The 19,423-nt window shown below is 66.2% G+C and carries 15 protein-coding genes; 3 read left to right on the top strand and 12 right to left on the bottom strand.

Going from position 1 to position 19,423, the window contains the following annotated elements; all coding sequences use genetic code 11:
• Positions 1–24 precede the first annotated feature (24 nt).
• The 9 genes from FHS74_RS13690 to FHS74_RS13730 all read right to left on the bottom strand — a co-directional run bounded on the left by FHS74_RS13690 (position 25) and on the right by FHS74_RS13730 (position 13,066).
• Positions 25–1,521 carry an efflux transporter outer membrane subunit gene (locus FHS74_RS13690; protein ID WP_184801390.1) on the bottom strand — a complete coding sequence of 499 codons (1,497 nt, stop codon included), beginning with the start codon at positions 1,519–1,521 and terminating at the stop codon, positions 25–27.
• A gap of 232 nt (positions 1,522–1,753) precedes the next feature.
• Positions 1,754–2,419, bottom strand: coding sequence for a TetR/AcrR family transcriptional regulator (locus FHS74_RS13695; protein WP_211106295.1), 666 nt, complete (start codon positions 2,417–2,419; stop codon positions 1,754–1,756).
• Between the two features lie 19 nt (positions 2,420–2,438).
• A complete protein-coding gene (locus tag FHS74_RS13700; RefSeq protein ID WP_184801394.1) occupies positions 2,439–3,917 on the bottom strand; it encodes an efflux transporter outer membrane subunit in 1,479 nt (492 codons plus the stop codon).
• Positions 3,918–3,922: 5 nt separating this feature from the next.
• The gene (locus FHS74_RS13705) at positions 3,923–5,530 is read right to left on the bottom strand and encodes a DHA2 family efflux MFS transporter permease subunit (protein ID WP_425491297.1); all 1,608 of its coding nucleotides are present in this window, start codon (positions 5,528–5,530) and stop codon (positions 3,923–3,925) included.
• Between the two features lie 10 nt (positions 5,531–5,540).
• Entirely contained in the window at positions 5,541–6,605 is a 1,065-nt protein-coding gene (locus FHS74_RS13710; protein ID WP_184801396.1) for an HlyD family secretion protein, read from the bottom strand.
• 269 nt (positions 6,606–6,874) lie between these two features.
• Positions 6,875–8,956, bottom strand: a complete 2,082-nt coding sequence (locus FHS74_RS13715; protein WP_184801398.1) for a S46 family peptidase — start codon at positions 8,954–8,956, stop codon at positions 6,875–6,877.
• A gap of 220 nt (positions 8,957–9,176) precedes the next feature.
• Complete coding sequence (locus FHS74_RS13720) at positions 9,177–9,641, bottom strand: hypothetical protein (protein WP_184801400.1); 465 nt, start codon at positions 9,639–9,641, stop codon at positions 9,177–9,179.
• A gap of 222 nt (positions 9,642–9,863) precedes the next feature.
• Positions 9,864–11,966 carry a S46 family peptidase gene (locus FHS74_RS13725; protein ID WP_184801402.1) on the bottom strand — a complete coding sequence of 701 codons (2,103 nt, stop codon included), beginning with the start codon at positions 11,964–11,966 and terminating at the stop codon, positions 9,864–9,866.
• Between the two features lie 122 nt (positions 11,967–12,088).
• A complete protein-coding gene (locus FHS74_RS13730; protein WP_246463123.1) occupies positions 12,089–13,066 on the bottom strand; it encodes a replication initiator protein A in 978 nt (325 codons plus the stop codon).
• 1,132 nt (positions 13,067–14,198) lie between these two features.
• Between FHS74_RS13730 and repA the strand changes: the two genes are divergently transcribed.
• Both repA and FHS74_RS13740 read left to right on the top strand, forming a co-directional pair.
• Positions 14,199–15,455 carry a plasmid partitioning protein RepA gene (gene repA / locus FHS74_RS13735; protein WP_184801404.1) on the top strand — a complete coding sequence of 419 codons (1,257 nt, stop codon included), beginning with the start codon at positions 14,199–14,201 and terminating at the stop codon, positions 15,453–15,455.
• Positions 15,452–16,450, top strand: coding sequence for a ParB/RepB/Spo0J family partition protein (locus FHS74_RS13740; RefSeq protein WP_184801406.1), 999 nt, complete (start codon positions 15,452–15,454; stop codon positions 16,448–16,450). The genes repA and FHS74_RS13740 overlap by 4 nt, the downstream gene beginning before the upstream one ends.
• 188 nt (positions 16,451–16,638) lie before the next feature.
• Here the strand turns inward: FHS74_RS13740 and FHS74_RS13745 are convergent, their stop codons facing one another.
• From FHS74_RS13745 to FHS74_RS13755, 3 genes are all read right to left on the bottom strand, one after another.
• Complete coding sequence (locus FHS74_RS13745; protein ID WP_184801408.1) at positions 16,639–17,787, bottom strand: hypothetical protein; 1,149 nt, start codon at positions 17,785–17,787, stop codon at positions 16,639–16,641.
• 97 nt (positions 17,788–17,884) lie between these two features.
• A complete protein-coding gene (dmeF, locus tag FHS74_RS13750) occupies positions 17,885–18,859 on the bottom strand; it encodes a CDF family Co(II)/Ni(II) efflux transporter DmeF (protein ID WP_184801415.1) in 975 nt (324 codons plus the stop codon).
• 10 nt (positions 18,860–18,869) lie between these two features.
• Positions 18,870–19,136, bottom strand: a complete 267-nt coding sequence (locus FHS74_RS13755; protein WP_184801422.1) for a metal-sensing transcriptional repressor — start codon at positions 19,134–19,136, stop codon at positions 18,870–18,872.
• 102 nt (positions 19,137–19,238) lie between these two features.
• Here FHS74_RS13755 and FHS74_RS13760 point away from each other — a divergent pair, with 102 nt between their 5' ends.
• On the top strand, positions 19,239–19,376 hold the full coding sequence (locus FHS74_RS13760; RefSeq protein ID WP_184801424.1) for a hypothetical protein: 138 nt from the start codon (positions 19,239–19,241) through the stop codon (positions 19,374–19,376).
• Positions 19,377–19,423: the final 47 nt, after the last annotated feature.

Below are 19,423 nucleotides of genomic sequence, written 5' to 3' on the forward strand. Positions count from 1 at the left end.
CCAATCGGCGGCGAGGCGACGGCGTCAGCCGCCGGCCCGGCCCGGCGCATTGTCGGCCGCCGCCTGCGTCTGTTCCACCGACCAGCCACCACCCAGCACGCGGTACAGGGTGACGATGGCGGTGAGGTAGTTCAGGCGGCTTTGCACCAGGCTGTCCTGGGCGCTGAACAGCGTGCGCTGGGCTGTCAGCACGCTGACCATGTCGGCGGTGCCGCGCTGGAACTGGCCGGTCGTGCCGCGCAGCGCCTCATCCGCCGAGGCCGTGGCCTTTTCCTGGGCCGACCGGATGTCGCGGGTGTAGCGCACGCCGGCCAGCGCGTCCTCGACATCGGCGAAGGCGGTGACGACGGCCTTCTGGTAATCGGCCGCCAGTTCCTCCACCCGGGCGCGCTGGACGTCGGACTGGGCCTGCAGATTGCCGGCGTCGAACACCGTCTGGCTCAGCGAGCTGCCGATGGACCACAGCTTGCTGGCCGGGTTGAACAGGTCGCTCAACGAGCTGTTCTGGTAGCCATAGCTGCCCGTCAGGCTGAGGCTGGGGTACTGCTGGGCGATGACGTTGCGCAGGGTGGCATTGGCGGCGATCAACTGCGCCTCGGCCGAGGCCACGTCCGGCCGGCGCGCCAGCAGGGTGGACGGCAGGTTGGGCGCCACCTCGGGCTGCGCCAGGCTGTTCAGGGTGGTGCCTTCGATCTTCAACTGTTCCGGCAGCACCCCCACCAGCACGGCCAAGGCGTCGATCTGTTGCGCCAGGCTTTGTTCATACTGGGGGATGGCGGCGCGCTCACCCTCAACCACGTTCACCTGGTTGGCCACGTCCACGGCGGTGGCGGTGCCGGCCTGGGCGCGCGCGCGGATGCCGCGCAGCACGTCCTCCGCGTCCTGCAAGGACCGCCGGGCCAGCGCCAGCCGGTCCTTGTAGGCCAGGGCCTGGAAGTAATCGGTGGCCACCGTGGCGATGGCCGTCATCAGCACGGTCTGCTTGTCGTAGCGGCTGTAATCCAGGCTGGCTTTGGCCGATTCCAGCGCCGACCGGTTCTTGCCCCAGAAATCCAGCTCATAGCTGGCGGACAGCTGGGCCGAATAGGTGCTGTTGATGCTGGTGCGGGTGCCGCCGCTGGTGGTGGTACCGCCCGACCGGCTGCGGGTGCGGCCCAGATCCCCGGTCACCGAGGGGAAGAGGCTGGAGCGCTTCTCGTCCACCGTGCCTTCGGCCTGGCGGATGCGGGCCACGGCGGCGCGGACGTCGAAGTTGCTGGACGACACCCGGGCGATCAGGCCGTCCAGTTCCGGGGAATTGAACTGCCGCCACCAGTCGGCGGCGATTTCCGCGCGGAGGGCCGCGTCCTTGCCAACGTCACCGGTCACTGTCTCGCGATAGGCCGCCGGCTGCGGCGTGTCGGGGCGCTGATAGTCCGGGCCCACAGTGCAGGCCGTCAACGCGCCGCCCAAGAGGCAGGCCATCAGGGCCGGACGGGCGACGGACGAAAGCGGGAAGCGGGACGACCGGTGGCGCAGCATCGCGAGGCGTGATCCAGGAAGGGAGGCCAGATGGGAAGGCGAAAAGGGAACGGACCCGGCGCCCTTCTTTTCACACCGGGGGCCCCCTGTCACGGACGAACTGGACCGGTTCCCCATTGGACCGGCCGCCGGCCATCCAACTGGATTGGCCCGGCGGAAGATCAACGGTATCCGGCCGCCCGATGGTACGGCCCCGAAGGGGCCAACCTGTCGGGAAAAATCTTGAAACCCCTTACCTTTTGCTAATGCCGGCGATGATCGTGTCCAGCATGACGTCCAAATCGGCATGCATGTCCAGCGTGCGGTCCAGCAGGGTCCAGCGCATCACCAGGCTGTGCTTCAGCCCCGACAGGATCCAGCCCACCCGTTCCACGTCGGTCCCGGGCTGAACCTCCCCCGCCTCGATGCCTTCACGGATCAGGGCGCAGTAAATGCGATGGGGTCGTTGCAGACGTTCCGCCAGCAGGCTGCGCATGTCCGGGCTGTCGGCCAGCACCTCGCGCGAGAACATCAGGGATGACAGCGCCGGGATGCTTTCCGCCAACCCCAGCCAGGTGTGCATGACCCGGCGCAAACGGCCCATGGGGCTGCCGGGGCCGTTCAGCGCCTCTTGCACTGGCGGGGAAATGCGTTGCGCCAGATTGTCCAGCAGCGCTTCCCACATGGCGCGCTTGGTTGGGAAATGGCGGAACAGCGAGCCCTGGGCCATGCCGATGCGCCGGGCGATGGCCGTGGTGGTCGTGCCGCCCGGCCCCACCTCGTGCAGCAGTTCCAGGGCGGCGGCGATGATCTCCGCCCGGCGGGTGTCACCCGCCTTGCGCTGACGTCCGCCGGATCGCCCCTGTGGGCTCTCCCCTCCTGGGCCCTCATCGCCAGCCATCACCCTACCCTTGATCATCGCCGTATCCGCGCCCGCCTTACGCCGGCGGGGTGCCGGCGTCGGCCACGGTCTCACCCGCCTGCCAGCCGCCGCCCAGCGCCTTGTAGAGGGCGACGGTCTGCTGCACCAGGGCGTAGTCGCTCTGCGCCACCGTGTCCTTGGCGGTGGCCAGGGTCCGGTCGGCATCCAGCACGGTCAGGAAGTCGGCCAGGCCGGCGCGATACTGCGATCGCGCCCTGTCCTGCGCGCGCTGAGCGGCGTCCAGCGCCCGATGCAGCGTGGCGTTGCGCTGGCGTTCGTTGGCGTAGGCGACCAGCGCGTCCTCGACCTCCTGGAAGGCGGTCAGCACCGTCTTGCGATAGGTCAGGCGCGCCTCCTCGGCCTGGGCCTCGGCATCCTTGACGCCGGCCTTCAGTCGGCCGCCGTCGAACACGGTGCCGCTGACGGTGGGACCGACGCTCCAGCCGAAGCTGTCGCCCTGCAGCAGCTTGCCGATATCCGGGTTCAGGAAACCGCCGATGAGCCCCAGCGACAGCTTGGGGAAGCGCGCCGCCTCCTTCACCCCGATCTGGGCGTTGGTGGCGGCCATCGTGCGTTCCGCGGCCCGGATGTCGGGCCGGGCGCGCATCACCTCGGACGGCAGGCTGGCCGGCAGCGCCGGGGGCAAGGGAACCTCGGGCCCGGCGGTGGTCAACAGGCTGTCCACCTCGGCCGGGGTCCGCCCCGTCAAGGTGGCGATGGCATGGGCGCGCTGGGCCGCCTGGGTCGCCAATTGCGGCAGCACGGCCTTCTGCTGTTCCAGCTGGCCATCCGCCTCCGCCAGCTGCAATTCGGTGGCCAGCCCCACCTTGTACTTGGCGGCCGTCAGGTCGCGTGTTTCCTGCGACAGGTTCACATTCTCGTTGGCGATGGCCATACGCGCCTGAAGGGAACGCAGGGCGGCATAGTCGGTGCCCACCTCCGCCAGCATGGATAGGACCAGGGAGCGGCGGTTTTCGATGCCGGCCTCGACATTCGCGTCGGCCGCCTCGATGCTGCGGCGGGTGCCGCCGAACAGGTCGATCTCCCACGAGGCGTCGAAGCCCGCCAGGAAGATGTTGCTGGTGCCACCCAGCGAACCCAAGGCCGGGGGCAAGCGGTTGCGCATGGCCGCGGTCTCGCCCTTCACGCTGGGGTATTGGGCGGATGCCGCCTGCTGGCGCTGGGCGCGGGCGGACAGGATGCGCTGTTCCGCCACCTTCAGATCCAGATTGCCGGCGACCACGTCCGCCACCAGCTTGTCCAGCGTGGGATCGTGGAACTCCGTCCACCAGTGGGCCAGGACGGCGGCATCGGCGGTGGAAGCGGCCTTGGCCGCCGCCTGGGTGGCTGTCGGGCTCCATCCCGCCGGGGCGTCGTTCGCGGGCGCCTGATAGTCGGGACCCAGGGTGCAGGCGGACGTCAGCGCCAGGATGGCCGTGGCCACCAGCAGACGGGCCCGCCGGGAAAACAGGGAAACAGGCAGGAAAGCACGCATGAGGGTCACTCCGCGGCGGCGGGCTTGGGTGCCGCCTTGGTGGATTTCATGAAGAAGGCGAGCGGCACGACACACAGGGCCACCATACCGGACACCCGGAACACATCGACGTATCCCAGGATGGCCGACTGGCGCAGCAGCGTCCGGTAGATGCCGGCCAGGGCGGAGGACTCGATCTGTGAGGGCGTCAGGCCATGGCCCGAAAGGCCGGCCAGCCAGGACTGCTTCGTCATCTGATACGCGGCATTCAGGTCGCTGAGGTGTTCCGCCAGATACGCCTGGTGCACCTGGGTGCGCTGGGTCAGATACGCAGTGGTCAAGGCGATGCCGATGCTGCCGCCCAGGTTGCGGGCCATGGAATAAAGCGCGGCGGCATCGCCGTTCATTTCACGCGGGACCGAGGCGAATGCCACGGTGCTGATGGGAATCATCAGCAGCGCCGTGCCAAAGGTCTGGGCCATGCGCATGCTCATCAACGTGACGAAGTCGACCTGCGGACTGATGGTGGCCGTGTAGAACATGGCCAAGCCCAGCAGGAAGAAGCCGCTGGCCACGATGTAGCGGGCCTGGAACTTTTTCAGCAGAACGCGGGTGATGATGGGGATCATGATCAGGATCATGAAGCCACCAGGCGACAGGATCATGCCCGCCCATGTCGCCGTGTAACTCAGTTGGGACTGCGCGAGCTGTGGGATCAGCACCGCGCTGCCATAGAGGGTGGCGGCCATGACGCTGATGAAAAGCGTGCCGATGGCGAAGTTCTTGTCCTTCCAAACCCGCAGATTGACGATCGGGTCGGCCCGCTCCAGCAGCCAGATGACCGCCCCCATCATGCCGAGCACGGCACCCACGGCGAACACTTGGATGAACCCGCTGGAGAACCAGTCCTCCTGCTCACCACGGTCCAGCACGATCTGCAGGCAGGCGAAACCGCCGGCGATCAGCGACAAGCCGATCACGTCGATGTTGCGCTTGCCCTTGGCGGCGCCGGCCCGGGCCCAGGGCGGATCCTCCACCACCGCCGAAATGGCGAAGGTGGCCAGGACGCCGATCGGCACATTGATCAGGAACACCCAGCGCCAACTGAAATTGTCGGTGATCCAGCCGCCCAAGGTCGGCCCCATGATGGGGGCGGCGATGATGGCGACGGCGGTGACGCCGAAAGCGGTCGCGCGTTTCGCCGGTTCAAAGGTATCCAGCAGGATGGACTGCTGGTTGGGCTGCAAACCACCGCCGAAAAAGCCCTGGAACAGCCGGAAGATGATCAGTTCCGGAAGCGAGGTCGACAGGCCGCACAGCAGCGACGACACGGTGAACATGATGACGGACAGCAGGAAGTAGTTCTTGCGGCCCATCAGGCGCCCCAGCCAGCCCGAAACCGGCAGCACGATGCCATTGGCCACCAGGTAGGAAGTCAGGGTCCAGGTGCTTTCGTCCGTGCCCACCGACAGGCTGCCGGCGATGTGCGGCAGCGCCACGTTGATGATGGTGGTGTCCAGCACCTCCATGAAGGTGGCGACGGTCACCACCATGGCGACCAGATAGGGGTTGTGTTTGGGCCGCCAGGATGACGACCCGCCGGTATCCTCGGGAAGGGGAAGTCCTTCGCTCACCGTCCGGCCCTCAGTTCAGCTTGACGGTGGGTTCGACCGACAGGCCTAGCGGCAAGGGGTGGTCGGCGGGCAGGCCGCCCGTCACCTTGATCTTGACCGGCAGGCGCTGCACGATCTTCACGAAGTTGCCGGTGGCGTTTTCCGAGGGGAAGGCGGTGAAGCGCGAGCCCGTGCCCATCTGGAAACTGTCGACGACGCCGGTCAGTTTCAGGTCGGGGAAGGCGTCGACCTCGATGTCCACGGGCTGGCCGACGCGCATGTGCTTCAGCTGGTTTTCCTTGAAGTTGGCGACCACCCAAATCTCGGGCGTCACCAAGGTCATGGCCGACTGCGACACCTGCATGTAGTTGCCCTTTTCCACCGCGCGCTTGGTCACCCAGCCATCCTGCGGCGCCACGATCGTGGTCTGCGACAGGTTCAGCTCCGCTTGCGCCAGTTCAGCCTGGGCCGCGGTCACCTGCGCCTCCAGCTGCTTCACCTGGGCGGCGGCGGCCTCGATATTGCGCGGCGCCTCTTGCGCCGAGCGCAACTTGGCGTCGGCGTCGGCCAGCTGCGCCTGGGCGGTGCGGTATTGCGCCTGGGCGGCGTCGATCTGCGACTTGGTGGTGGCGCGAACGTCGATCTCCGTCTGGCGCGACAGGTCGGCCTTGGCGCGGACCAGCGTCGCCTCCGCCTGGGCGCGGGCGGCGCGGGCCTGGTCCAGCTGCGCCGGGTAGGTGACCTGGGCGATGTCCAGGTTGGTGCGCGCCTGGGCCAACTGCGCCTCCGCCAGCTTCAGCTGGGCGGCGTCGCGGTCTCGGGTATTCTCGTAATCGCGGGGGTCGATGCGGAACAGCAGGTCGCCCGCCTTCACCCGCTGGTTATCCTGCACCGCCAGTTCGACCACCAAACCTGAGACCTTGGGCGCCACGGTGACCACGCGGCCCTCGGTGAAGGCATCGTCGGTGGATTCCTTGCCCCGGCCGCCAAGCCAGAGGACGACGCCGCCGACCACGATGGCGGCCAACACGCCGAAGCCGATGATGCGCGGCAAGGCGGAACGCTTGGGCGGAAGGGCGGAGGGCGTGCTGGTCATGATGGTCCTTTGGTCCCTGATCGTTGAAGGCCGGATCGGGCTTTGTCCTGCGGATGCAAACGCCTCGGGCCCGGGCCGGCCGGGGTCCAAGGAAAGCGGGGAAAGGGAGGGCGCCCACGGTGACAGCGGGCAGGAAAATACTTGCAAGCAAGTTATTGCTTAGCGCACGTCCAGGCCTAATGAGGATGGCGCAGATCTGGAATGCGACAAGGGGCAAAACCGCGGGTTGTTGAGGCGAACCCGTCTTCGGGCGCGCCTCGGGTCGACGCTCACAGCCCCAGTTCCCGGTTCAGCCGGGTGGTGCCGTAAATCTTGGTCAGCGCCTCCCTCACCGCCCCCACCGACACCCAGATGGCGCGGTTGACGGTGTCGTCGAAGCCGAAATCCCCGCCCAAGGACTGGCTGTTGCCATCGAAGATCATACCGACGATCTGCCCATCGGTATTGATCACCGGCGAGCCCGAGCTGCCGCGCACGATGTCATTGGTGCTGACGATGTTGAACTTGCGGTTGAAGTCGACGTCGCCGCGCGCGCGGACCCATGACCGTGGCAAGGCGAGGGGGTCCGCCCCCGTTGCCCTGCCGTAAGCCTCACCCAAGGTCGTGTAATAGCGCACATGGCGGCCATTCTCGTCATAGCCTTTGACCACGCCATAGGACAGGCGGGGGGAGAAGGTGGCATCCGGATACACGGTCGTTCCGTTGGCCGCGAACATGGCCTGGGCGATGGCGCCGGCATTGCGCCGTTCCACCGCCTCGACATTGAACTCGACATCCCGGCGGACGATCTGCGCCTGCTTGTCCACCTCCTGCGCGAAGCGGATCAGTGGATCATGGGAGTTCTTGATGGCTTCGATGCCCCCCATCAGCAGCCGCTTGCGCTCCGCCGGGTCCGCCAGGCGGGTGCCATCCACCAGCTCGGCCGCCATCTTGTCCGCGGTCTGGGCGCCCAGGACATCGCGGACCAGCGGATCGTCCGGCCCCAGCACCCGGCGCAGCTGCACCAGCCAGGCGCGCAGCAGCATCTTTTCCAGGTCGGCGGAGACGGGGGTGTTGGCCAGCAGGCGCTGGCGGGTGAAGGGGAATCCAGCGTCGGTGAACTCCTGGAAGCGCCGGATGTCAGGCAGTTGCCGCTGCTCCGCCGCGCGGACCAGCAGGCGGGCGTAGGCGAACAGGTCGGACTGCGACCCCCGCCCCTCCTCCACCACCTCCATGCGGTCGGCGACGGCGCGATAGTGGGCGACCGCCAGGGCGATGGCGGCCCAGGGGTCGCCGACCCGCTGCTGGAACTGCGGGTCGGCCGCCACCTTGGCCCGCAATTCGTTTTCCGCCCGGCGCCGGGACTCGATCAGGCTGGGATTGACCAGGGCCCGGAACTGCCCCAGGCGCGCCTTGTACGCGTTCTCCACGGCGAACAGCTTGGCGAAGGCAACACGCGCATGCTCCGTCCCCTCGGCCGAGAATTGCAGCAGCAGGCCGCGCAATTCCGCCAGATAGACCAGGCTTTCGGGCAGCACGACGTCACGGTCGTATTCCAGTTCCGCCACCGTATCCAGCCGCTCGGTCGTGCCGGGGTTGCCGGAGGTGAAGACCAGGTCCCCCTCGTTGGCGTCGTGGGGGGCGTAGGCGAAGTAGCTGGCCTGCGTGTTCAGCGGCTGGCCCGTCTCGTCATAGACGCGCAGGAAGGCCACATCCAGGTCATAGCGGGGAAATTCGAAATTGTCCGGATCGCCGCCGAAAAAGGCGATGCTTTCCTCCGGCGCGAAGACCAGACGGACATCCTGATAGCGGTGGTATTTGTAAACGTTGTAGACGCCACCACGGTACAGCTCCACCACATCGCAGCGGATGGCATCGTCGCCGCCGGCGCAGTCGCGTTGCAGCCGGGCCAGGGCTTCACGCAAGGCCCTGCCGTAGTCCTGGCCGTCGCGCCCGGCCACCGCCTCCTTCACCTGCGCGGTGGCGTCGGTGATGCCGACCAGCTGGTTGGCCTCCACATCCGGGCATTTCACCTCGTTTTCCGGCTTGGCGGCGTAGAAGCCCTCCTGCACCAGGTTGCTGCTGGGCGAGGACAGTTGTTGCAGGCAGTCGCGGGCGCAGTGGTGGTTGGTCTGCACTAGGCCGGTGGCCGAGACGAAGGACGCCGAACACCCCCGCGGCAAGCGCAGCGAGGCGGTGCGAACATGGTCCAGCCACTGGGCGCTGGGCTCGAAGCCGTAGGCTTGTTGGACTTTGGCGCTTGGAAAGTGGTTGAAGGTCCACATGCCCTCGTCGGCATGGGCGGTGGCGAAGAGCATGGCAAGGCAGCCGCCGAGCGCGGCCGCCCGCACATGGGCGAGCCCCATACGCATGGTCCTGTCCTCTATAGGCTATGTGCCATCCCGCACCCCTGATCCGGCCTCCCCGTCCGGACGGTACACACGGTCAGCATAAGCCCAGCGCGGTATCGCGCGGGACAGGATTTTGTAACGGAAGTGCAAATGTCGTGGGCCTGGATACGCACAAGCCCAGGAAAACCCTGGGCTTGTGCTTCACCCTATCCTTCGGATGGGGGTGGGACCGGCCCCGTCGTCAGTTGACGATGCGCCAGGATCCATCCGGCTGGCGGCAGGCCGTGCCCACCTGCTGGGTGGGTTGCCCGGCGACAGTGATGGTGGAGGTGTATTCCCGGCAATTGGATTGATCGAACCCCGGTTTCGCGGCCACGGCCTGGACAGGCTGGGCGACGGGCGCCACCTTCACCACCGTCGGCGCCGGCGCCACATAAACGGGCGCCGGGGGGACGTAAGCGTAAGGCGCGTAATAGGGGGCGGCATAGACGGCGGGATAGGGCGCCCAATACGGGTCACGCCACCGCCAGTACGGGTCGTGCCAGTACGGTCCATAGGCGGCGGGCCAGTAGGGGCCGACGCCGATACCCACGCTGACGAACGTGCGGGCCGCCGCCGGACCGGCGGCGCCGGCCAGGGCCAGCAAGGTCACCACCAGCGACATCATCACCAGGAACGGAACCTTGAACACGCGGTGCATGATCATCCTCTTTCCGGCGGGTATCTCATGGCCCCGCCGCGATCACCCTCGTCACGAGCCGGAGGGGCACCCCGGGGTGCTGCGGGGGCCTCCTTCCCCTATGATACGGAATTATGGCCTTTACCTGGCGGGCGGAAGACTGCGGCATTTGGCGGCGCGTGCCACCGTGCGCGGGAACCTGCGGGGGCGCCCTCCCCGCAGGCCTTTTCCCAAGGGGGCCGCGACGCCTTAGTGGGCGCCCAGCTCCTTTGACAGGCGGTTGGCGTGATAGACCTTGGCCAACGCCTCCTTCAGGGCACCGACCGAGACCCAGACGGCGCGGTTGACCGACCCGTCATAGCCGAAATCGCCGCCCAGCGACTGGATGTTGCCATCGAAGATCAGGCCCACGACTTCCGCGTCCTTGTTGATGACGGGGGAGCCGGAGTTGCCGCCGATGATGTCGTTGGTGCTGACCATGTCGAACTTCTGCGACGGGTTGATGGCGTCCTTGGCCTTCAGCCAGCTATCCGGCAGGGCGAAGGGGAAGGCGCCGGTGGCCCGTTCGAAGGTGCCGCCCATGGTGGTGAAGGGTGCCACGTGCTGGCCGTTCTGCTCATAGCCCTTCACCGTGCCGTAGGACACGCGGGGGCTGAAGGTGGCGTCCGGGTAGATCGAGGTGCCGTGCACCTTGAACATGGCCTGGGCGATGTAGCCGGCGTTCTTCTGCTGCACGGCGGCGACGTTGGCCTCCACATCCCGGCGGGCGGCCAGGGCGTCGGCGTCGATCAGCTTGGCGAACTTGATCAGCGGGTCGGCGGATGCGGCGATGGCGGCCTCGCCCCCCTCCAGCAAACGCTTGCGCTCCGCCGGATCGCCCAGGGTGGAGCCCTTCACCAGCTCATCGGCGATCTGCTCGGCCGACCGGCTGCCGAAGACCTTGCGCACCAGGGGATCATCCGGGCCCAACTGGCGCTGCAGATAGACCAGCTGCGCCCGGATCAGCACACGTTCCAGCTCCGGATAGACCGGGCTGTTGGACAGCAGGCGCTGGCGGATGAAGGGGAAGTTCGCGTCGGTATACTCGCGCAGGCGCTTGCCGTCCGGCAGCGTGCGCTCACTGGCGGCCCGCACCAGGTTGCGGGCGAAGGTGAACAGATCGGACTGGGAGGTGAAGCTGCGCCCGGCCTCCAGCACCTCATAGCGCTTGGACACCACGGCGTAGTGTTCGACCGACTTGGCGATGGCGGCCCACGGGTCGCCGTACTGCTGCGTCAGCGCCGGGTCGGCCGCGATGATCGCCTTGAGCTCGGCCTCCTCCTTGCGCTTGGCGTTGAGCAGCGCCGGATCGACCAGGGTCTGGAACTGCCCGTACAGCGCCTTGTAGCTGTTCTCGATACTGAAAAGCTTGGTGCGGGCGGTGCGCGCGTTCTCCTCACCCTGTGCCGTGAACTGCAGCAGGATGCCGCGCAGCTCCGTCAGGTACAGCAGCCGGTCGGGCAGGGTGTGGTCGCGGTCGTATTCCAGCTCCGCCACCGTGTCCAAGCGCTCCGTCCGGCCGGGATTGCCCGAGGTGAAGACCAGATCGCCCTCGTTGGCGTCGCGGGACGCGTAGGGGAAATAGGTGGCCTTGGTGTTCAGCGGTTTGCCGTCCTTGTCGTACACACGGACGTAGGAGACGTCGAGATCGTAGCGCGGGAATTCGAAATTGTCCGGGTCGCCGCCGAAGAAGGCGATATCCTCCTCGGGCGCGAACACCAGGCGCACGTCCTGATAGCGGTGGTACTTATAAAGATTGTAGGCGCCGCCGTGATACAGCTCGACGACGTCGCAACGGATGTCGTCGGCGCCACCGGTGCATTCCTTCTGAATCGCCGCCTGCACTTCCTTCTGGGCGGCGGAGAAGGCGTCGCCCTCCTTGCCCGCGGTGGCGGCGTTCACCCGCTGGGTCACATCGGTGATCTGAACCAGCTGGTTGACCTCCATATCCGGGCACTTGGCCTCGTCCTTCAGGTCGACCGCGTAGAAGCCGTCCTTGATATGGTTATGGTCCGCGGACGAGACCTGCTGAATGCAGGCGCGGGCGCAATGATGGTTGGTCTGGATCAGGCCGCTGGCAGAGACGAAGGCGCCGGAACAGCCGCGCGCCAGCCGGACGGACGCCAGTTGCACCCGCTCCAGCCATTTGGGATCGGGGCTGAAGCCGTAGGCCTGCTTCACCTTGGCGCTGGGAAAGTTGTTGAAGGTCCACATGCCTTCATCGGCGCCCGCGACCGTGGGCGCCAGCAACAGGCCGGCCAGGGCGCCGGCAGCCAGGGCGCTCAGCGGCGCGCCCTTCAGGAAATCACGCATTTCAGATGTCCTCACGACAGGTCGATCCGGTCCCCGCAGCCCGGTTTGCCGACATGCATCATGTCTGCCGTGAGATTGCAAGGCCGGACGGGCACCCAAGCCCGCCGCCTCGGCCGCTGCCGTCAGGCGGCCAGTCCATCCATGTCGCCCAACATCATGTCCGGCACGGCGTCCGGGAATTCCGGCGCCTGGTCGAAGGGCGCCATCGCCGACAGGCTGTCGGTCCGGAAGAAGTAAACCATATGGCTTTTCAGCGGCGTGCGGCCCGGGGGCGGGGGCGCGTTGCGGTCCCGGCCCCAGCGGCGGGGATCGACCACCGTCAGCCCGTATTCCGGCAGGGCCTGGCGCTTCTTGGCCAGCGCCACCAGCCGGGCCTTGAACACCTTGAGATCGCTCTCGGCGCCGACGCGCAGGCGCAGCTTCTCGATGTTCATCTTGAAGGCGCCCTGGTTGCCGCAATGCGCCCGGGCGATCTCATAGAGCCGCTTCTCGGTGGGCGACAGTTTAAAATAATCGGGGTGGTAGGTCAGGATCTTGCGGTCCTTGACCACCGCCCGGTACAGCCAGTCACACAGCTGGACCGTCAACGACTTCATGGTCTTGCCGCCGTCCTTATCCCGGCGGTAGTTGATGCGGTAGTCCAGCACCCAGGAGAAGGCGCCCGTCTCCCCCTCGCCACCGGTTTCCAGGTTGGTGAGGACCTGGGTGGACTGCAGGCGCTTCAGCGCGTCCTCCAGCCGCTGGTAGGCGGTATTGGTGGCGTGGATGCCCACCACGCGGAAGAAGTCGTGGCCGGTGAAGGTCAGGCGGGGGCTGACCGGTTCCCCCCGGTTCAGTTTGTCCTGGATCAGGGACACGAGGTAGATCAGCACCTCCTTGTCCCAGATGTTGGCGACGCCATGCTTGGTGCCGGTGACCTCGATGCGCACGGTGCCGTCGTCGTAGACCGGCAGTTCCGTCACCGTTTCCTTGCTGAGGGCGAAGAAGTTGAAGACCATGACCAGCCGGTCATTCTTCACCTTGCCGATCAGCGGGCTGTCCAGCGCCAAGGCCAGCTGGCCCGCCATGGGCGCCTCGACCATGGCCGGTACGGAAACCATGTCCGCAGTCCGTGTCGTCGTCCCCGCCATTGTCGCCACCCTTCACACAAAAAGCAGGCCCCCTCCACCATGGACGGGGCGTTTGGACTCCGGATGATGAACGCGGCACTTCGTCACCGCCAACGGCAAAAGCGCGGACGGTTTCCGATCCCTTGAGATTTTGGGGCCGCCACCCCCAAAATCTGGTGTCGATATCGAGTCGACGCCGGCCTTGGTTGCTGAACCCGTGGGCTTGGGTAACCGATCCCTTGAGTCGACTCGATCGCCCCTCCCCCCGACTCATCCCGACGGCGCAAAATCACGCGGACTCGGGGGATGACGGAGTCCGATCGCGGTATCGGAGTCCGAAACAGCCCCCCTGGCACCCCTTTGCTCAAGGGATCAGCAACCGGCTTTGAGGGAACAGCAACCAAGATCAAGGCTATGGATACCGACTCCGACCGACTCGCCTGTTTTCCGGTCAAGGGTTTGGATACCGGCTTTGTCGACACCAGGGTTCAGCAACCGTCCCACAAGGGATCGGTGACCCCAGGCTTGAGGGTTTGGAGTCCGCGATGCCAGGGTTCAGATACCCAGAGTCACGGTATCCGTTACCAAAACACCTGTTAAGCATTTGCAAAATCAGCGTTTTTCAGGGCTGTAACTGTTAAACCCTATATCCGTTTAACCCTGAATCCTTTTAAGGAAACTATCCACAGGCCAGGCTTTGAACAGCTGCGCCAACGGAACCGGTGCAGGGCCAGCGGGTTCCAGCGCGGGTTTCAATGTCAGCACCTCCCTCCCGATCGTCCAGCGCTCGGAAACGGACAGAGAGTGAAAAACCTAGGAAATCCGCCATTTCCCACGAATCCGCGGACCACACCGAATTGGTATCCGTTCCCTTGAAGATCGGTGCTCGTGAGAAAGAAGATCGGCGGGGAATCCGGGCGCGATCGTGCCGGTTTCAAGGTTACAGTTACCAAATGCGCCGAATCGCCCAGTCATTCAAATCCCGTCAGCGAATTTTTCCGCGTAATGGGAAAAAAATCGCTGATGGAACATTTATCCGCATCTTTGCCCCAAGATCGCGGTTGGCGTCGGGTTCGCGGTTGGGCATTATCCGCGCATCTCTGGCAGCCCTTCGGATACACCAATGACCACCGATGTCAGCGCGCCCGCCGATCAGCAAAGCCCGGCCGGCGACGATCCCCTGCAAATCTTCCTGGACCACTCGGAAGGCTGTGACGCCATCCAGCGTAAGATCATCGAGGTTCAGGCCTATCCTGGCCACGCGAAGACCTTGCGCCTGTTTCCCACGTCGGAAGCCGCCCGGCTGATCCGCATTTCGGAAAGCCATCTGCGGGCGCTGCTGAAGAACGAGCAGTTTCCGCAAGGGACGGTCATCGGCGGCAATAACCGCCGCGGCTTCACCTTGGCGGAGGTGAACCAGATTCGTCGGCAACTGTTCCAGCAGACCGGTGACGTGCGCTACCGCGTTGGTCGTGACCGCGAGGCGGGGGAGCAGCTGTCGGTCATCACCGTCGCCAACTTCAAGGGCGGCGCCGCCAAGACAACCCATTCCGTCCACCTGGCGCAGTACCTGGCCTTGCAGGGCTATCGGGTGTTAATGGTTGACCTCGATAGCCAGGCCAGCGCCACCTCGCTGTTCGGCTTCGTGCCGGATGAGCAGTTCGACCGTCTGGACACGCTCTATCGCCTGTTCACCCTGGACGATAGCCAGCGGACCAACGACCTGCGCCCCTTGATCCAGAAGACCTACTGGGATGGGCTGGATGTCATCCCCGCCAATCTGGGGCTCTACTCCACAGAGTTCGAGGTACCGGTTCGGCAGATGCGCCAGCGTGAATTGCGCTTCTGGCGCATCCTCCAGGACGCCTTGCCCACGATCGACCAGGACTACGATATCGTCGTGTGCGATTGCCCGCCGTCGTTGAGCTATCTATCCATCAACGCGGTGATGGCGGCGAACTTCCTGTTGATCCCCATCCCCCCATCGATGCTGGACTTCAGTTCCGCCGGCCGCTTTTTCCGCATGGTCTATGAGACGTTGTCCACTCTGGCGCAGGCCGAAGGCGGCCGGGTGAAGACCTTCGATGCCGTGCGTCTGTTGGTGTCGAAGTATCAGACCGCCGACGGCAACCAGAGCCAGCTGGTGAAATGGATGGGCAGCATCTTCGCCGACACCTTGCTGGAAAACCGTATGGCGTTGACCACCGGCCTGGATAGCGCCGGCAACCTGAAGCAAAGTTATTACGAGCTGGAGGCCAGCGACGTGAACCGCCGCACCTATGAGCGCGGGCTGGAATATCTGAACAACGTGAACGCCGAGATCGAACGCGTGATCTGGGACATCTGGAAGCGCGCGCCGGCGCGGGAGGGGGCACGATGAGCCGCAAGGACAGAATGGCCGAACTGGACAGCGCCATCGGCGACCTGACCGCCAGCCGTGCGACGCGACCGGCCTCCCCCCGGTCCGCGATTCCCATCGTCAACCAGATCGAAAGCGTGTTCCAGGACAGCGCCCGGGAGCTGGAGACGCTGCGCGATAGTGGCCGTGTCCTGCTGGAACTGGACCCGGCGGACATCCACGGCACCCAGTATCAAGACCGTCACGCCGCCGCCTTCGCCGACGCCGCCTTCGCCACGCTGGTGCAAGACATCCTGCGGCATGGCCAGTTGGCCCCCGTGCTGGTTCGCCCGGCGGCGGGAGGGGAGGGGTATGAGCTGATCGCCGGTCATCGTCGCACCGCGGCCTGCCGTCAGCTGGGACGCAAGGTGGTGGCGCGGGTAATGCAGGCGGACGACCGTGACCTGCTGATCAAGATGGTGCAGGAGAACGAGGCCCGGGCCGACATCTCCGCCTATGAGCGCGCGGTGCAGTTGAAGACGGTGCTGGACACTGGGCTGATGAGCCGGGCGGAGTTGATGGAGCGGCTGGATTTCAGCAAGGGCCACCTGTCCAACCTGCTTAAATTCGCGGAACTGCCGGCCACAGTGATCGCCGCGTTGGACGACCCCCGGCCCCTGAAGATCAGTGATGGCGCCAAGCTGGCCCGGCTGATGGCCGAGAGCGATGAGGCGGCGGCACGGGTGGAGGCGGCGGCCGCCGCTCTGAGCGCCCGTGATGGTGAGGACGGTCTTAGCTTCAGCGCCCGTCTGCGGACCCTGATGGCGGCGGCTCAAGGCGAGGTGGCGGTGGAGCCCGAGGTTTCAGGGGAGAGGGTCATCCGCTCCCGCACCGGTCAGGTGTTGGTCCGGCTGTCCCTGCATGAGGGACGGCCCATCCTGCGGCTGGCGGCCGGGTTGCCGCCACAGGCCTTGGACGCGCTGTTCGCGCAACTCCCCGACGCACTCCGGCGCTGTGGCCTCGATGTACCTGACTGACGAGGCACCTTGATATTTAGGGTGTGTCGATAGCCCAGCTGGTTTTTCTGAAAAAACTTCGAAACGGCCCCGTCCTGGCGACGGGGCTTTTTCTTTGGATGAACGTCGCCGGCGGGGAAGAAACGGGGGTGTCGTCAAGGGAACGGATACCCGGGTTTTTTCAGAAAAACCACCCCCCCGTCTTTCGATCACTCCACCATATAGGCGCGGTAGGCGTCCCGGCCGGAAATCTCCAGCACCAACCGATCCCGATGCAGTCCGTCCAGCAAGGTACGGGCGGCGGTGCCGCTCATGCCCAGCGACTGGGCGAGGCGGCCAGACGTGGCGACGGGTTGCGCCAGCAGGAAGGCCGCCACTTGCGGCCCACGGGATGTGGAGCGGCGCGGGCGCAGCGCCTCAGCCAGCCGAACCTCCGCCAGGCGCAGACGGCGCAACAGCACCTCGCCGCGGGCCAGGGACCGGATAGCGGCGTTGAGGAAAGCAAGCAGCCACCCGGCATCCCGATCCGGCCGATACTCCATGGCATACCCGAGAAAGCCGACGGATGGCATCAGCACCGGACCGCCCGCGAAACCCGGATGAGTGGGGCTGGCGATGGTATCCGAACCCTCGAGGATCACGCTGTCGCTGCCGGCGTGTCGGGTGTGCACCAATCCTTGGCGGGCGGGCCACCAGGCTGCCAGCAAGCGGCCCAAGGCGGCCCCGGCGGTGCGGTCGGCGCGGGTCCGATGCCAATGGGCCAGGAAGGCGGCGGCGCCGACCAGGGCCGGGGCCGCGCGGAACCGGGTGAGGGCGTCGGGTGCCAGGGCCGCTTGCAGCACCGACCAACGCTCCTCCGCGTCCACATCCTCCTCGGCACCATTCCACAGGGAGAAGCCGGCGGCGCGGGTTTGACGGACGCGGTCCAGTGCCGCCAGGCGACGGGGGGTATAGAGGTGGCGGGGATGGCGGGCGGCTATCCGGCGCACCAGGTCATAGAGGGGGAGGGCCTGGGCCAGGTCAGGATCGGGGGCGCGATCCAGACTGTCCCAGGCCAGCAGGCGCAAGTCGGCCGTGTCCACCAGGATGCCGTTCAGCCGTGCCGAGGCTGTCGCCTCCTCAATCGCCATGCGGTTGACCCAGCCGGCGGCCACAGCGCCGCTGCTGGCCGCGAGGCCACTATCCAGCCGCACCAGGGCGGCGGACGCGGCCTCCAACGCCAACTGTTCGGGGGTGGCGTAGGGCCCGCATATATCGCCCCTCTCCATCAAGGCCGGGGGGAGGGGCGGCGGTGGCTCCTGTACGGCGGGGCCGCCGGCATAGGGGCTTCCAGGCGTATCCCACCAATCATCACTCATGATATTCCCCAGTCTGCGACACCGAGGAACATTGGACACGTACAGGCCAGAAAGCAAGTTATTAGCTATTTAGCTTTCCTCTGCCGGAACCACCGTCTCAGCTATGCAGGACTTCCACTGTCAGATGGGACAGGGAGGGGAGGGTCGACAGACGGGCCCGGTAATAACCGGCATCACGCTGTGTGCCGGCGAGGATGGAGACGATGGCGCCCAGATGACCGGGCCCCAAGCGCCAGACATGCAGGTCCGCCAGCTGGTCCCCCTCTGCCGCCACGGTGCGGCGGATGCTGTCAGCCACCCCCGTGTCCGGCGCCATATCCAGCAGAATGCGGCCCGTATCCCGCACCAGACCATAGGCCCAGTTGCCGATGACCAAGGCGCCCACGACACCCATCACCGGGTCCATCCACAGCCAGCCGAAATAGCGGCCAGCCAGCAGCCCGGCGATGGCCAGGACGGAAATGGCGGCGTCGGCGGCCACATGCACATAGGCCGCCCGCATGTTGTGGTCGCGGTGGGCATGGTGATGATGAGCATGATCATGGCCGTGGTGGGCATGTCCGTGATCGTGATGTCCATGATCATGCCCGGCATGGTCGTGGCCGTCCCCGCCCAGCATCCAGGCGCTGGCCAAGTTCACCACCAGGCCGACGACGGCGATCGGGATGGCTTGGTCGAAATCGATCGCCACGGGATGGACCAGGCGCGCCGCCGCCTCATAGCCGATCAGCAGGGCGATCATCGCGAGGATGATGGCGCTGCAGAAACCGCCCAGGTCGCCCATCTTGCCGGTGCCGAAAACAAACCGGGGGTCGTTGGCGCGCCGGCGGGCGTAGGTGTAGGCGATGGCGGCGATCAGCAGGGCGCCGGCGTGGGTCGACATATGCAGGCCGTCGGCCACCAGGGCGAGGGAGCCGTAGAGGCTGCCGCCCACGATCTCCACAATCATCATCACGGCGCACAGCGCGATGACGCCCCAGGTGCGCCGTTCATTGCGCTGGTGGCGGGCGCCCAGGAAAACGTGGGGGTGGCCAAGGGACGGATGCGGGTGAGCGGTGTGAGTGGGGGTCATGGGGCCGGTCTCACAAATACTTGGTGATTTCCGCCATCTCAGCCAGGCGGGCGCGGGTCTCATCGGGCAGGGGGCCGGTCGCCTCTTCGAGGTGATGCTCGATGTGGTGCAGCACCAGGGCGACCTTGGCCTTGTCCACGGCGCGGACCACGGCCTGCAGCTGCTGGGCGATGGTCAGGGCGTCGCGCCCTTCCTCCACCATCTGCACGATCTTGGCGAAATGGCCTTGGGCGCGCTTCAGGCGGTTCAGGATGTCGGGGGTGGTGGCATGGGTCATGCCTTGACTCCTATCCCCCCGGGGGGGATAAGTCAAACCCCGCTGACCGGAGTTTATCGAGCGATGTGTTGCCGCGCCGCCGTTGAGAAGACTTATCGCCAGATGCGGGCGTCGGGGGCGCCGGATCAGCACGCCTATGAGGCGGCCCTGGTCCTCTATCGCTATAACCATCCGGAGGACGCGGTGCCGGTGGCGGAAGCCGCGGTGGCGCTATGGACCGGGCACAGCCGGATGCAGTAGGACGCGGCACGACGAGGGGCGGATCCCGCGGTCGAATTTGACCGCAA

The sequence above is a fragment of the Nitrospirillum iridis genome (genome assembly GCF_014205765.1).
Lineage (GTDB): Bacteria > Pseudomonadota > Alphaproteobacteria > Azospirillales > Azospirillaceae > Nitrospirillum > Nitrospirillum iridis.